13 protein-coding genes are annotated in these 15095 nt (G+C 47.6%); 11 read left to right on the plus strand and 2 right to left on the minus strand.

The window, feature by feature from the left end:
* Positions 1–225 precede the first annotated feature (225 nt).
* From BMY50_RS03290 to BMY50_RS03345, 10 genes are all read left to right on the plus strand, one after another.
* Complete coding sequence (locus tag BMY50_RS03290) at positions 226–1479, plus strand: hypothetical protein (protein ID WP_093318303.1); 1254 nt, start codon at positions 226–228, stop codon at positions 1477–1479.
* Positions 1480–1533: 54 nt separating this feature from the next.
* The gene (locus tag BMY50_RS03295; RefSeq protein WP_093318305.1) at positions 1534–2775 is read left to right on the plus strand and encodes a hypothetical protein; all 1242 of its coding nucleotides are present in this window, start codon (positions 1534–1536) and stop codon (positions 2773–2775) included.
* A gap of 121 nt (positions 2776–2896) precedes the next feature.
* Positions 2897–3808, plus strand: a complete 912-nt coding sequence (locus tag BMY50_RS03300) for a toprim domain-containing protein (RefSeq protein WP_162276522.1) — start codon at positions 2897–2899, stop codon at positions 3806–3808.
* 203 nt (positions 3809–4011) lie between these two features.
* Complete coding sequence (locus tag BMY50_RS03310; RefSeq protein WP_093318310.1) at positions 4012–4401, plus strand: plasmid mobilization protein; 390 nt, start codon at positions 4012–4014, stop codon at positions 4399–4401.
* Positions 4389–5738: a relaxase/mobilization nuclease domain-containing protein gene (locus tag BMY50_RS03315; RefSeq protein ID WP_093318313.1), complete on the plus strand. Its 1350-nt coding sequence runs from the start codon at positions 4389–4391 to the stop codon at positions 5736–5738. The genes BMY50_RS03310 and BMY50_RS03315 overlap by 13 nt, the downstream gene beginning before the upstream one ends.
* A gap of 12 nt (positions 5739–5750) precedes the next feature.
* Positions 5751–7748, plus strand: coding sequence for a conjugal transfer protein MobC (mobC, locus tag BMY50_RS03320; protein WP_238383652.1), 1998 nt, complete (start codon positions 5751–5753; stop codon positions 7746–7748).
* A gap of 138 nt (positions 7749–7886) precedes the next feature.
* Positions 7887–9107, plus strand: a complete 1221-nt coding sequence (locus BMY50_RS03325; RefSeq protein ID WP_139202190.1) for a hypothetical protein — start codon at positions 7887–7889, stop codon at positions 9105–9107.
* Between the two features lie 11 nt (positions 9108–9118).
* On the plus strand, positions 9119–9565 hold the full coding sequence (locus BMY50_RS03330) for a hypothetical protein (RefSeq protein WP_093318318.1): 447 nt from the start codon (positions 9119–9121) through the stop codon (positions 9563–9565).
* A gap of 149 nt (positions 9566–9714) precedes the next feature.
* Positions 9715–10011 (plus strand): hypothetical protein, encoded by a 297-nt coding sequence (locus tag BMY50_RS03335; protein WP_093318321.1) that lies wholly within the window; start codon positions 9715–9717, stop codon positions 10009–10011.
* 485 nt (positions 10012–10496) lie between these two features.
* The gene (locus tag BMY50_RS03345; protein ID WP_093318325.1) at positions 10497–11174 is read left to right on the plus strand and encodes a hypothetical protein; all 678 of its coding nucleotides are present in this window, start codon (positions 10497–10499) and stop codon (positions 11172–11174) included.
* 4 nt (positions 11175–11178) lie between these two features.
* Here BMY50_RS03345 and BMY50_RS27900 read toward each other — a convergent pair whose 3' ends face one another.
* Positions 11179–11442 (minus strand): hypothetical protein, encoded by a 264-nt coding sequence (locus BMY50_RS27900; RefSeq protein ID WP_139202191.1) that lies wholly within the window; start codon positions 11440–11442, stop codon positions 11179–11181.
* A 16-nt stretch (positions 11443–11458) separates the two neighbouring features.
* On the opposite strand from BMY50_RS27900, the gene BMY50_RS28545 reads away from it, so the two are divergent.
* Positions 11459–11581 carry a hypothetical protein gene (locus BMY50_RS28545; RefSeq protein ID WP_262496873.1) on the plus strand — a complete coding sequence of 41 codons (123 nt, stop codon included), beginning with the start codon at positions 11459–11461 and terminating at the stop codon, positions 11579–11581.
* A gap of 61 nt (positions 11582–11642) precedes the next feature.
* On the opposite strand, the gene BMY50_RS03350 is transcribed toward BMY50_RS28545, so the two are convergent.
* Positions 11643–15056, minus strand: a complete 3414-nt coding sequence (locus BMY50_RS03350; protein ID WP_162276523.1) for a SusC/RagA family TonB-linked outer membrane protein — start codon at positions 15054–15056, stop codon at positions 11643–11645.
* Positions 15057–15095: the final 39 nt, after the last annotated feature.

The raw sequence follows: 15095 nt of genomic DNA on the forward strand, positions 1-15095 counted from the left end.
GTTACGGAACAGGGTAGTGGCCTATATGGAGGAAGGAGAAAAAATATGGAACACCAACATTCCTGTGATCGTCCTGCGATTGGCAGACCTGACCAAATCCCAATATGCCCTTACCGATCTGGAAGAGAAGGACAATGAAAAGACAAAACGCAGGGGCCAGAAACCTGGCTAAGGCAGCCCCTTTTTTGAATTGAAAATAGAAGGTTAAAATCAGAAAACAGACATATGAATATTGAATTGAAAAATATCCAGCACACCGAGGAGCCTTATCCCGGATACCAACTGCTGCCTCAAAAGGGCGATCTTTACATCAACGGCACCCATGTGGGCGATTTTATCAGCACCGGCATAGGCCGTTCCTGCTTTTACAATGCCAAAGATCAGGAGGCTGCTATGTTAATTGAAGAGGCAGAAAAAGATTTCAACAGGCAACCTGAAATGTACTTCCCCTCCTTGTCTAATGACACCCGTGGCATCTATTTCCAGCCGTCCATCGAGCTGGAAATCATGAAGGAGCTCTTCAAGTTTAACCAGCAGGAAAGAGAAAACAGCACCCTTGAATATTGGGATCTGGTAGCCGGAAAACAGGCAGACAACATCGTGGTAGGTAATCCTGACAGCTCACTGGTCACCCACTCTCTCCCCAGGCCTACCGCCGTGTTGGTGGAACATCCCTCCCTGACACATATGCTGATGAACTTCATTGAGCACCAGGTCATGCCCACCCTTGGAGAGGGGGATCGGATATTAAATCACAATATCCCTGAAAAGACGTTGGAATGGTGCGGGTTAAAGCCCTATCAATATCTTTCAGCGATTGGTATAAAGGAAGATAATACCGGCCACCGCATGAAAATTGAAGCTAAAAACATCCAGCATGAAACGTTGTTGCCCCAAGGCCCTCGAGCATTTTGCTGTGATATCTACATTGATGGAATCCCTACAGGATATTGTTCCAAATATGGTACAGGAAAGCAAACCCATATCCTTCCCATAGTAACCGGGGATAAGGATGCAGTAGCTATGCTCAAACTGGCAGATGCCATTTGTAGTAAGCTGCCCACAGAGATTGCTCCACGCTCCTTAAATAATAGCAAAAAAGATTTTCCAACTGCCCTGGCTAGGTTTCTTGAAGGAAAGATCGGTGAGGTAATTGAACAACAGGAAGCAGCCAAGTTTGTCCTGGAAGAGCAGGTAGACAGCATCGTGATCGGTAGACCTAGCCTCCCCAACCTGTCATTTAAACTTTCAAGGCCAATTGATATGATTGTAGCAGACCCTTTTCAATGGTACCAGATCAGTGATGTGCTCCGCAGGAAAGTCCTTCCAAATATGGGAACAGATGAAAAGGTGTTAAACACCAATATCCCCGAGGCTGTTTTCAAATTGGCAGGACTGAAGGATGGACAATATACCCTATCCAATGGGCACCAAAAGGAGGACAAAAAGGCGAGGCACAGCAGTCAGAGACCTGGTTAAGGCATGTCCTTGCTAAGACAGAAAATTTAACGTGAACTTTTTGGAACGTGACATATGAAAATTGAATTGAAAAACATCCAGCATACGGAGGAACCTTATCCTGGACAACACCTGCTGCCCCAAAGGGGAGATCTATACATCAACAATATCCACGTGGGCGATTTTATCAGCACTGGTATCGGCCGTCCCTCCCTTTACTATGCCAAAGATGAAGATGCGTCCATTTTAATTGAAGAAGCAGAAAAATATTTCAATAGGCAACTCGAAGTCTTTCACCCCTCCTTGCCTATCGGCAACCGTGGCCTCTATGTGCAGCCGTCCATTGGAGTGGAAATCATGCAGCAGCTCGTTAAGCTCCACCGGCAGGAAATGGAAAACAGCATCCTCGAATATTGGGATTTGGTGGCCCAAAAGCAGGTAGACAACATCGTGGTAGGTAATCCTGATGGCTCACTAGTCGCCCACGCCCTCCCCCAGCCCATAGCCCTGTTATTGGGTCATTCCTCCCTGGTAGATACATTGCATTATTCTATCCACCGGGTCATACCTTATATGGGTGAGGGTGACCGGATAGTAAACGACAATATCCCTAAAGAGATGCTGGAATGGTGCGGGTTAAGGCCCCATGAATATCTTTCAGCGGTCGGTATCAATGAAGATAACACCGGCCACCGCATGAAAATCGAAGCGAAAAATATCCAGTATGAAACGCTATTGCCCGAGGGAGAAATACTCTACGCCTGCCACCTTTACATCGATGGTATTCATCTGGCCTATGGCTCCAATTTTGTGCCCGGAAGGCAAGCGTTTCTTTATCCTGTAGAGAAGGAAGCCATCCCCCAGTTGAAACAGGCAGATGCCATTTGTAAATGGCTTCCACAAAGCGTTCAATCCCCTGCTGCAGATCAAACCGAAGGAGGTCATCTGTCCGCACTTTGCAAACTGATGGAGGAACAGGTGAAAGAACATATTAACCAACAGGCAAGCGTCAGGTTTGTCCAGACCAATCAGGTAGACAGCATCCTGTTCGGTACTAATGGGGAACCTAGCTTCTCTGTTAAACTTTTCGCACCTGTTGACGTGATCCTGGCCGATCCCCAGAAATGGCATCAGCTTACTGATGTGCTGCACAACGCCGTGCTACCCTACATGGGTCCGGGTCAACGGGTACTGAACACCAACATCCCGGACGCAATATTTAAAAAGGCAGGCCTGCGGGATGCGCAATTTACCCCTTCAACGGCTGATCTGAATGCTACCCAAATAAAGAAGCGTGTAGGGATGAAACCCCGTTAACCCTTCGCCCTCGCCGCTATCGTTAAAGGCAGAACCTCCTTAAAATATGTGGAGGATTGCCTTCCGCTTTTCAAGGGTCTATTTTTGTATGAACATTTGTGTGTGTAAGGATTTAGTGGGTATGGAAAACAAATCAGAAATTAGCCTGCAAGCTATCAAGGAAATGAGAATGGTGGACTACTTAGCCAGCCTCGGCATCCATCCGGCTAAACCACCCAAAGGAGATGATCATTGGTACCTGTCCCCCCTCCCAGGACGCAAGGAGGAAGAGCCCTCCTTTAAGATAGATGATAAAGATAACTGTTGGTTTGATCATGGCCTCGGCATAGGCGGCAATCTGGTTGACTTTGGCATCCTCTACCACCGCTGTGACGTGAGTGAATTTAAGGCCCGGATGCAGGGGCCTTCTTCCTTTTCTTTTCATCAGCCGCCCAAACCATCCGAAAAAGATCGCAGAAAACCGGCACCGAAAATTGAAGTCGTTAACGACAAACCATTGAAAAGGTACCCCCTGCTGCAATACCTCCAGCAGCGCCACATCGATATCGAAATAGCCCGCCTTTATTGCCGTGAGGTGACCTATCGTTTAGGGGAGAAGGAATACTATGGAATAGGCTTCAAAAATAACTCCGGAGGTTTTGAAATCCGCAATAAATATGTGAAGGCGGCCAGCACTCCCAAAGATGTAACAAGCATCTCCAACGGCCATCCACTGGTCAATGTTTTTGAAGGTCAATTTGACTTTCTCTCCCACATGACCCTTACTAAAAACGACCCCCTGAGCCGACAGGATTTCCTTATCCTGAATGGCACCGGCATGTTCAAATATGCCCTCCCCTTTTTAGCAAGTCATATCCGTGGCCACCTCTTTCTGGATAATGGAACGGGAGGGGATCGCCTCACCCAGGATATCAAGAAAATATTCCCTGAATATGCAGACATGCGCCAGCTCTATAAAAACTACGGGGATTACAATGACTGGCTCTGTGAGGTAGGTATCGTCCAGCGGCAGCGGAAAGGGCTTAAACGATGAACGCCTTCAGCAATCTCCACATAGCCTGTCCCCCTCAAAAGCTTCAGCAATACCCTGCTGTAGCATTTCAGATTGCCAGCTCCTGCAATCGGCAAGATGTCCCGTTGGCTGCCAACGGAATCTTGCCCCGCAATGCCTCGGAACTCGGCGCGGGGGGAGCTGAAGCCCTGGAATGTCCTTAAAAACGTAAAAATGAATAGCTGATGAATGACAAAGTGAAGAACAGAGACCGACGGGTAACCATCCGGCTGACGGAGCAGGAATACGGAAAAATACACTCCCAATGGACAAACAGCACCTGCCGCAAGCTTGCCGATTTTATCCGGCGCAGGCTCTTCGGCAAAGCCATCGTAACGACCTATCGTAACCGCTCCCTGGATGATTTCATGGCCGAGATGGTGCAACTGCGCAGAGAGCTGAACAGCATCGGCAACAACTTCAACCAGGCCGTCCACAAACTGCACATGAGTGACACCGATGCCGAGGTGAAAATGTGGCTCCGCATCTTCAAGAAAGATCGCCTGACCCTGCTCAACCACACCGAAAAGATCAAGGAAAAAATCAACTCAATAGCCGACCAATGGTTGCAATAATCAATTCCTCCAAATCCTTTCACCGGCCTTTCAATTACAATGAAAATAAAGTGGCCGAAGGGGCTGCTACCTGCATTGCCGCTGAGGGTTATCCCAAGGATCTAGCTGATCTCAGCCTTTCCAATAAACTCAACCTGCTGCTGCACCAGTCTGCCCTGCATAAAACGGTAGAACGACCGGCCATTCATATATCCCTCAACTTCGATCCCTCGGACAAATTAACAGATGAGAAAATGACCAAGATTGCCGCCGACTATATGCAGCGCATTGGTTTTGGCGGGCAGCCCTACTTGATTTACAGACACAAGGATACGGCACACCCCCACATGCATATCGTAACGACCAAAGTCAAGGGCGATGGGATGCTCATCCCTACCCAATACATAGGCCGCGATAAATCGGAACCGGCACGTATAGCCCTGGAAAAAAAGTATGGCCTCGTCCCTGCCCAACGCGACCAGCTAAAGGCGCTTTACAGGCCTGAACCCGTGCAGGCAGCCAAGGTAATTTATAGCAAATCAAAAACACGCGCAGCCATACAGAATGTATTAAATGGAACGCTGAGCGAGTACCGTTACGCTGGGCTGCCGCAATTAAACGCCGTCCTCCGACAGTACAACGTGCAGGCCTTCCGTGGATCAGAAAACTCCCGCACCTATAAGCATGGCGGCCTCTATTACCGGGCGCTGCAGGACGGTGAACCGGCAGGGAAACCTATCAAAGCAAGCGACCTGTTTGTAGAGATGAGCAAAGAGGAAGATGCCTTTAATAATAAACCTACACTGGCCTATCTGCAGCACCGCTTTGAAAACTTCCCACCCACCCTCGCTGCTAAGTCGAGATTGAAAAAGACACTCAACCTGGCCCTTCACATGAAGGCTCCTCTTTCCTTAGAGCAGTTTGCCGAGGATTTAAAGAATGATAAGATAGATACCGTCATCAGACGCAGTGACCAGGGCCTTGTCTATGGGATTACCTACGTTGATCACCGTGACCGTAACCTATCGGTATTCAATGGCAGTGAACTCGGTAAAGAATACAGCGCAGCGGCAGTCATGGAAAAATGTTACCAAAACTGGCAGGAACTTGAGAACCGCATGAAGGAGGATTCGCCACGGCATCACAGCCCTACTATACACACCTCACAAACATCCCCGGCATCCGACAATGAACCGCCCCTACCACCGCTGGACCTTAGCCTGGTCCCCAATGAAATCATGTCACTACTCGAAACGCTTTTCGGCGCGGAAGACTATGAAGGCCCCGTGCCCTATGAGCATCGCCTGGATCGCAAAAAAAGAAAAAAACGTAAACGTAATAATCCGAACGATAACTAAATATTCAACGCTATGGGAATGCAAGGGGACAACGATCAAGCATTGCGCAAAATACTTGACATGACGCGAATGATAGCCGTCACCATTTTGTTAATACACTTTTATTACTACTGCTACAACGTGTTCCAGCAACTGGGATATACCACGCCGCTGACAGATCGCATCCTGGCGAATGTTGCTGCAACAGGTCTGCTACGGAACTTTCACCTATCTAAATGTTGGGCACTGGGATTCCTGCTCATCTCTCTGATGGGTGCTCAGGGCAAAAAGGGGGAGAAACATAACTACCGCACAGCACTTGCCTATCTGCTGACTGGCATACTTATTTACTTCCTCACCTTCCCCGTGCTCTACCTGAACCAGCCTGTTAAGCTGCTGGCAGCGCTGTACATCATCCTGACCTCCATAGGTTTTCTTTTGGTGCTCAGTGGAGGCACCCTGCTCACTCGCATCATCAAAGAGAAGATGGATGATACCGACATCTTCAATGACGAAAATGAAACCTTTCCCCAAGAGGAACGGCTGCTCATCGATGAGTATTCCTTTAACCTGCCTGCCCGTTACAAGCTGAAAGGAAAAATAAGGAACTCCTTCATTAACTGTTTGGCTGTATTCCGTGCTGTCATCGTCTCGGGCAGTCAGGGTTCAGGAAAAACAGCCTTCTGCATCCGGCACATCATCAGCCAGTTCCTGGCGAAAGAAGAGCCCTACACCATGCTGGTTTATGATTTTAAGTTCCCGGATCTATCTAAGATTGCCTACAACCATTGGCTGAAAAATAAACACCGATACAAGAAGGAATCCGGCTGCTTTTTTATCAACTTTGATGACCTCTCCCGCAGCCACCGTGGTAACGTGTTCGACCCCCTGGGAATGACCGATATTACCGATGCCACCGAATCGTCAAGAACTATTCTCTTGGGGTTGAACCCAGAGTGGAAACGTAAGCAAGGGGATTTTTTCGTGGAGAGCCCAATTAACTTTTTCACCGCCATCATCTGGTACCTGCGGCGCTACAAAAATGGGAAATACTGCACCTTGCCCCATGCCATCGAATTTATTCAGCTCGATTATAACAGCCTCTTCACACTGCTTCGTTCTGGCGTTGCCAAAGAGTGCGAAGTATTGATCAATCCCTTTATTACGGCCTATTTAGCGGACGTAATGGAGCAGCTCGAAGGTCAAATTGCATCCGCAAAAATAGCCCTCGCCCGCCTTGCTTCCCCGGCATTGTACTACGTGCTTTCCGGCAATGACTTCTCCCTGGACATCAACAACCCCGAAGCACCCAAGATCATCTGCCTGGGTAACAACCCGCAGAAGATACTAACGTATGGGGCTGTACTTTCACTCTATGTAAACCGCCTGCTGAAGATTGTTAACCAAAAGCGCAAACTCAAAACTGCCTTAATTTTCGATGAGTTTCCTACTTTGTCAATAGACATAATTCCAACCATTTCGACCGGTCGGTCGAATTTAATTTCAGTCATTTTAGGACTCCAGGATGAATCGCAATTACGTCGTGATTATGGCAAAGAACAGGCCGACGTGATCATGAATACCGTAGGTAATATCATCAGCGGACAGGTCACCGGAGATTCTGCACGTCAGCTCTCTGAACGCATCGGGAAAATCAACCAGGACCGGCAAAGCATCTCCATCAATTCAGGGGATACCTCTATCTCCAAAAACAAACAGCTCGAGTATGCCGTGCCCGCCTCCAAAATAGCCTCCCTCTCTTCCGGGGAGTTCGTAGGCATGGTAGCCGATACCCCGCACCAGAAGATCGCACTCAAAGCCTTTCACTGTGAAGTGATCAATGATTGGGATGCCATCAATGCCGAAGAGAAAGCCTATAAAGAAATACCTATCATCCGTCAGGTGGATCAGGCCATGGTAGACCAAAATTATCAGCAGGTACGTCAGGATGTGCAGGACATCGTGCAATCAGAAATTGAACGCATGATCAATGATCCCCAGCTCGCGTCCCTCATCATACGGAAACGTTAAACGATAGTGAACTGAGCGTATTGAAATCCAAAATTTTTGAAAGAAATGGAAAAAGAAGTAAATAAAATTTCAGGCGAAAAAATCGTTGCTGAAATCAGGAGCCAACAGTTGGAATACGACTTTGGATTGGAAGACCGGTTGTTCTACGCCCGTGCGGCTTTTTGTAGCTACCACGAACGGGAACTGCCCATTGCCCTGCTACGCCAGCAGGATCAGGAGCTGGACAAGTGGTTTAGGGAACCAACAACATTTGATCGGAAAAATCAGCCGCCAGCGTATACACCGCTACCCCCGGACTATCAGCCCATACTGATCGGTACCAAACCGGTTGAGGACGGTTTAGAGAATAGGAATGGTGTGATATATGGCTTTTCAACAATTGCCAGTGCGCTGATATCCGGCGCGTCAACCATCAGAGCCTATTTGCCGGAAGGAAGTACCTTGCTCCGTACCCTGTGGGAACAGCCGAATGAATCCACCAAAATCAGTGGTGAACAGATAGCAAGGGAAATAAATAACCGGTCAACAGAGTATAATTATTTAATGGAGGATAGTTTGCTGGTAGCAGGAGTACACTCCCGGAATTATGTGGAAAGGGAAATTTCAATCAATCTACTCCGCAAACAGGACAGCGCCCTTGAAAATTGGCTGAATGATCCATTGGAGGTCGCGCCAGCTGACCTTAAACCTTTTCATACCCCCCTATTCCCCGGCTATACCCCCATCCTTATTGGCACCAAAAATTATTGGGGCGACGAGGAAATGGTGGATGCTGTAGTAGATGGTTTTGCTCGGATAGCTAGTGCGTTGATCTCGGGCCACGATACGATAAGGGCCTATGTGCCGGACGACAGCCTATTGCTCAAAGAAGATTTGATGCGTTTAGATGAGCACTGTATTATTCCAGGTGGTGTCATTGCCGCACAAATAAAATGCATGGACGCGGAACCCTTTTGTGAGCTCGATGCCTTTCTTGATTTTTTCCGCCTAAAAGAGCAGCAATATATCCGGATGGAGTTCCCGATCAACCTGTTGTGTAAGGAGGATGAAATGGTGAACAGGTGGCTGGATCACCCGCTGTCTAAGCCCAATCTAAACACACCTGCTCATTGGCCCCCTTCCTCCGGTTACACACCAATTCTACTTGATACTGCCGGTGTTGAAGGTAGCGCAAATTGCAAGGCCGTTGTAACGAACGGCTTTTACCGCATTTCCAATGCCCTACACGCTGGGAACACACGTATCGACGCCTATGTGCCAGCAGGAAGTTCTCTGATTCCAAAGGCACTACAATTCCTGCAGGAGGAAAAGCAGGGTGAACAGTTAAATCGAAGAAAGAACAAAGGCAATCATCTTTAAATTATACGCATATGTCAGGCAATAAAAAGGAAATGTTAGTAGTAATTAGTGGAGACGACTTAAGCGCGTTTCAGGCTATCGTAAAGAAAATTGAGGACACCAACATTTTTCCCCATGTACTTCAGGAAGATGGTTTTGTAAAGGCAGGTGATTCCTTATATAGCAAAGCTTCGGAATATCACGAAAGTTCGGATCAATCCATTCAGGTGTTCAACGAAAATGGAAAATGGCAATATAAAAACCTGAACAATGATGGGGATAAGGGCAACCTCATCCAGTTTATTGCCAATCGCTGGAGCACACCCTTTCCGCTGATCAACAACGACAGCGTTACCATTATCTTGGCCGCAAAGGTTGCCAATACTTATTTTAACGATTACCTGAAAGCACTGAAAAAAGAGGTAAAGGAAAAGCCTGCAAAGCGGGCCACCTCTGCCCGGAAAAAGCGGAGTAGATAACATCTTTCATTGGGTACTTTTTTGTACATCGACTTCTTTCACCGGATAGTCAGCGGGAGAGCTTTAAGTTATGACCGGCAGAAGGAGGGTGGGTTAAGGGCGGGGTATTGGGCTGTTTTTTCTGAATTATTCCAAAAATTAAAAATAAAATGAGATTTCAACTAGTACATACTCGACTTCTTCCGTTCTTTGTAAAAGTAGCACATATGGAAAATAGGGATGATCACAATTGGATCATGGAACTGATGATTGCAAAACTCTCCCGTAATATTTCGAGGGATGAAGAACGTTACCTGGATGAATTGATAGCAACCGAAGCGCATATACAGGAAAGGTGGATGCAATTGGTTTCCCGGTTTTCAATTCGGGACATTATAGACAATTTTAAACGTTTCGACAAGCTTTTTAAAGACATGCCCCGTCCCTGGGAAAGATCAGTCCAATAGGGCTTTAAAGTCAAAAGTATGAACGCCGTTAAGGTGACTGATTTTTTCAAAGATAGGTGGAGGCAGCCTTCTGCCCACCTGTTTTTCCCACGATAGTATTACACGAAAAAATCCGTATTATTAATAAAAATAACTGTTCTGATGGAAAAGAAATGACCCGTCGTTGATAAAATTTGGCTACCTGCAATTATCGTTTTATCTTCACCGTATTGATTGTTCTTTTTGTTTAAAGGTTTCTGAAAAATATTCATGGGAACCACCGAAGGATCGGACTTCCAAATCCATCCATCATCTTTATATTCCTTGATCCCATTCCTCAAAATGAGCAGGAGCGCCCATTCAAAAGAGAAAATTTAGCACAATTGCACGGGTCATGTCTGTCCGTGATATAGGGCTATCTACCTCTTTGCTCAGCTGTACCCAATATACTTCGGCAGGTTTTACGGACTGCCGGACATTCGTACACACACACACATTACAAACCTATGGACATTCATTCAAAAGCGCAGTTGTTAACAGTGCTGGAGATGCAGCTTAACCTGTTGGAAACACCTGCACTGAAGCCCTGCAGCCAGAGCTTTCCCGCTGCACATCTTTGCTTAAAGCTGTTCCAGCATTTTGCCTACCGCCTGCAGGATCAGGGCGACATTGTAGAACTTGTAAAAAAAATACTGCTTCAGGAGCACCTACGGATTACCGGACCAATTCTGAAAATGATCTCGCTCAAAGCGCCCTTTGGCTTATCCATTGCAACCCACATCAACAGGGAGCTATTGTTAAGTGAAGTGTTGCGAAAAAAACATAACGCATCCCTCGACGGGCCAGCGTTTATCGCCTTCACCAAAAAAGAATGGGACGAATACAATGCCTTCATCCTTTTCCGGGCCGCATGGGAGTGTTTTACACTTCTGCTCTGGCCCGAGCTCGCCCCAGCCTCATCCAGAAAAGCGCCGTCTCCCGGACAAAATGGGGTAAACAAAGACGATGAATCATTCGATGTGTATCAAACACTCCATGAGGTGTCCACTGCCCTGGGACGCAAAGGGTATTATGTGAGTGATTGTTACCCGAAATTGAGGATCGATAGACTTCCCTTTTGCAGTTTATTTCCTGCCATAGTTGTCGAAGGGGCAGAACCTTGGTGTTCTGCCCCCATTTTGTGATGGCTTACTGTAATCGATAAAACGGAGAAGTACAAAGATTGTCCTTAAACCAAGTTCTGGTGGCCGTACCTACCGTGCTCGTACACAGCACACCCGTGGAGAATGGTACGCAGTTACCTGGTATAAATTCAGACCCTCCGCAACCTGGCAGACCTGTCTGTGTAAACCAACCAGAGGTGCTCCTTTCTTTTACTGCGGCGCTGGTCAGGGTTCCCAATACAGCCATCATGGCTACTACTCTTACTGGTGTCAAAATTGATTTGCTCATACGTTAACAATTTAAAATGAATAAAAAAAAACTAAAGCAATGGGCGATTTTTAAATTCCTTTTAGCGAATGAAGGATCTTCCGTCGGAAAATACCGACAGACAAATAATCGCGATTTACAGAGTAGCATATGGGAGTAGCAAAGGGGTTGGAGTAGCTTGTAAAGTGAGGGTATAAGGATTTTAAAAGAATACAGGTGGATCAGAGTGAAATCTGTAGTCCCGCTGTGATTGTACGCAGAGATGGATATACTTCTGCCGAAGCAGTTGTTTCGGGATCTCTGCCGGGATATCCCGTTATCGTAAACAAGTTAAGTCCCTGTAAATACAATTTACCACTTTTTATCCGAATCCGTTCCATAAATTTTTGGGGCAGGCTATAGGATAGTGAAACGGATTGTAAACGTATATAGGAGGCATCGCTAATCTGCCGGTCGCTGCGCATTGCCTGTCCGTAAGCCAAACCTGCTGCCGACGAATAAGAAGCAGTATAGCGTTGCCACCCTGCCAGGTCGCCCGTACGCTGCCACCTTCCCAAAACGTCCGAAGGCTGATTATTCATCATTCCAGGTGGCTGCTGGGAAAACCGGTAATCGTAGTTTTGCTGCCGAACAAAACGGAAAAGCATGCTTAGCTCCATATTTCCGTAAATAAAATGATGCTGAACACCACCATATACGGTAGGTCCCAACGCTTTGCCATAGTTGTAATCTTCCAGCGAAATACCGTCATTGCCCGCATCGGCAAATTGATAAATACCCGCCTTGGAATCCACTCCGAGTAGATGGAATCCCATCACCATATCCAAAGGCATCCCCTCTTGGTAATGAAATCGATAATTGGTGCGATCCAAATGGGGGAAACCGACTAACCTGTTTTTGGGTAAAGTGACATTAACATTGGTCGTCCATCCAAACTTGTCTTTTTTGATCAGTGATGCTTCGATATCCAGCTCCCACCCCTTATTTTCAACAATAGCTCCATGGTTGATGGGCACATAGCGATCCTCCGGATAGGCGGGAACCTGCAGGGTAAGCAGCTGGTTCTTACTGCGATTATGGTAGTAATTGATCGTAACCATTACCCGATCCTCTTTCAGCCCTACATCCAGTCCCACCTCCCGTTTACTTATTTTTTCCCAACTATATACCGGAAGCCCATACCGATCCATCCCCCACTGCAAATTCGCATCAGGAGCTTGGATATACGTGCCTTTATCATAATCCCGCAGGTAACGGTCATTCCCCGTCCGCCCTATACTGGCCCGTAGTTTGCCGAAACTGATCAGCTTACTGCTGCGTAACCACGGTTCACGACTAAAAATCCAGCCCAGTCCCACCGCGCCAAAGTAGGCAAAGCGTCGGCCCTGACTCAAACGTGTAGAGCCATCCCTACTGCCGGTTAAGCTGACCAGGTACTTATTGGCATGCCGGTATTCTATACGGCCGTATAAACTTTGAAAGCGGTCATAGTTATCAATTGAGAGCATGGGATTCACCACCGCTGCAGCTGCCGTATCGCTCAGCTCCGCATCTGCCCCATAGCCCAAGCCCATGTAAGTTTTCCTCACTTGTCCCTCCCCCTGAAACTTTATCCCCATTAGCAAATGGAACTGCTCCTGGCCGGCCACTGCCTTCCACCCTATCTGTAAATCGGCCAGCCAGTTACGGTACTGCGTAGCAGAAAAATAAGAATAGCCGGAATCGACACCGCTGGCGGGATTAAAGGCCTTCACAGGGTTGACTTGTACATCGTTTTGTTGCACGGAATTGACGCCAAAGGTGCTGCGGAATGTCAGATTCGGCAAAGGCTCGGCACTGACCTTCAGATAAGAGCCCAGTTGCTGTGATTTACTGGTATAGGTACGAAGCAACTGGCCGTAAGGATTAAAGAAAGTGCTGTCCTCAAAATTGAGATTGCCATTGCGATCATACACAAGCGGCGTATTCGGTGGCGTATTGGAAAGGATAGTCAAGTCGGTCTGTGGCAAGCGATTCCGGTCAGCAATAAAATTGCCGGAAATAGCTACTTTAAGCCGCTGATCACCGGAAGACAAATTGACCTGCACCCTGGCCCCTCCCTTCCGGTACTTGAAATCTGCCGAGGGATACACCGTCCCCTCCTCACGGAACATCCCGCTGACCCTGTAGGCCGCCAGTTCCCGTCCACCCTGAAGCTCCACACTGGCCTCCCTGATTGCCGCCGCACCGCCGATCATCTCCTTTTGCCAGTCCGTATAGCGGGTAGTGTCCCAACGGAGCAGGTCATAATCGCCCTTACCGGGCATACTGCCGTCATTGGAAATCCCCTCATGGCGCATCCGTAGGTATTCAGGCGTATTCAGATAGGAAATAAACCGACTGGCACGACCAATGCCTGCATTGTAATTCACCCGCAAGCCATTGCTACCTGGTTGTGGCAACTTACTGGTAATCAGGATGACACCATTAGCGCCCTGACTGCCATAAATAGCAGTCGCATCGGCATCTTTCAGGATATCCACGCTGGCAATATCATTAATCGAGAGCATGTTGAGCGGGCTGGCTGCCACATTGGCTCCCATGCCTGAACCACTCCCGACAAGGTTCAGCAGGTTTTCATTGAACGAGGCGGATGGGTACGGAATCCCATCTACCAAGATAAGTGGATCGCTGTCGCTGTCGATGCTGTTTTTCCCACGGAGGCGGATCTTAAACCCTCCACCGGGAAGTCCTGTTGTCTGACTGAGAAAAAGACCTGGTATCCTCCCCTGCAGGGCACTTAACACATTGGAATTGGGCTGGGCAGCGATTTCCTCTGCACGAATGCCACTGGTAGACCCTGTGAGCAAGGTGCGCAGAAATCCCCTTACCCGGACTTCTTTTAAGGGTGCAATGAGCTCTTCCATCCGTACAAAAACCGAATCCGGGTAATCCGCAAGCTCCTGTACTTTAAAACCGGACTGCCGTACGAGCAGGCGTACACCAAAAGGAATACCCGCCAGGTTGAATTTTCCCTCCTTGTCGGTATAGGTACCTTTTAGGCCGTTCTTTACCATCACTCCCACTCCTTCCAGCGGTATACCTGCTCCATTTACGACCTTTCCAATGACCGTTCGTGACATCACGGAAGGCAATGGTTCCGAATCAGACGTGCGGGGCCATTGCGGAATAATCGGAAATGTTTCTGCTTCTTCCCGATAGCGCCAAGTCAGCTGCCGATCGCTCAACAGCCATGATAATACCAGGTCAAGGGGCACATCCTTAAAATCAACGTTCAGCCGCTCATCACTGCTCAGCAGTTCATCATTGTAGAAGGCTTGCAACCCTGTCTGTTTGTATACGATGGCAAAAAAATCGGCCAGCCTGATATTTTTTCGCCTGCAGTTGACCAGCCGGTTACCCAGTGGCGTTGTAGTAGTTTTGATCAGAAAATTATCTGTATAATAGCCCCAGTACACTCCCCTTCCTTTAAGAATGGAAAGCAACACATTATCCAATGGCTCCTGATCGAAATTTACTTGGATTACTTCATCCAAGTTTACCTGTTCATGGTTAACAAATGGTGCAACATCGGTCTGTTTATCAATGACTTCAAAGAATTCTGAAAGCGTTATATTATTGGATTTGTAGCTCACCAGCCGCTTCCCAGGTGGGATGGTCTGCGCTATTAGCCC

Source organism: Olivibacter domesticus (assembly GCF_900109575.1).
Lineage (GTDB): Bacteria > Bacteroidota > Bacteroidia > Sphingobacteriales > Sphingobacteriaceae > Olivibacter > Olivibacter domesticus.

Excerpts from the sequence above, each read along its gene's own strand:
- BMY50_RS03290 (WP_093318303.1), top strand. The coding sequence starts at position 226 with ATGAATATTGAATTGAAAAATATCCAGCACACCGAGGAGCCTTATCCC.
- BMY50_RS03295 (WP_093318305.1), top strand. The coding sequence starts at position 1,534 with ATGAAAATTGAATTGAAAAACATCCAGCATACGGAGGAACCTTATCCT.
- BMY50_RS03300 (WP_162276522.1), top strand. The coding sequence starts at position 2,897 with ATGGAAAACAAATCAGAAATTAGCCTGCAAGCTATCAAGGAAATGAGA.
- BMY50_RS03310 (WP_093318310.1), top strand. The coding sequence starts at position 4,012 with ATGAATGACAAAGTGAAGAACAGAGACCGACGGGTAACCATCCGGCTG.
- BMY50_RS03315 (WP_093318313.1), top strand. The coding sequence starts at position 4,389 with ATGGTTGCAATAATCAATTCCTCCAAATCCTTTCACCGGCCTTTCAAT.
- mobC (WP_238383652.1), top strand. The coding sequence starts at position 5,751 with ATGGGAATGCAAGGGGACAACGATCAAGCATTGCGCAAAATACTTGAC.
- BMY50_RS03330 (WP_093318318.1), top strand. The coding sequence starts at position 9,119 with ATGTCAGGCAATAAAAAGGAAATGTTAGTAGTAATTAGTGGAGACGAC.
- BMY50_RS03335 (WP_093318321.1), top strand. The coding sequence starts at position 9,715 with ATGAGATTTCAACTAGTACATACTCGACTTCTTCCGTTCTTTGTAAAA.
- BMY50_RS03345 (WP_093318325.1), top strand. The coding sequence starts at position 10,497 with ATGGACATTCATTCAAAAGCGCAGTTGTTAACAGTGCTGGAGATGCAG.
- BMY50_RS27900 (WP_139202191.1), bottom strand. The coding sequence starts at position 11,442 with ATGAGCAAATCAATTTTGACACCAGTAAGAGTAGTAGCCATGATGGCT.
- BMY50_RS28545 (WP_262496873.1), top strand. The coding sequence starts at position 11,459 with ATGAATAAAAAAAAACTAAAGCAATGGGCGATTTTTAAATTCCTTTTA.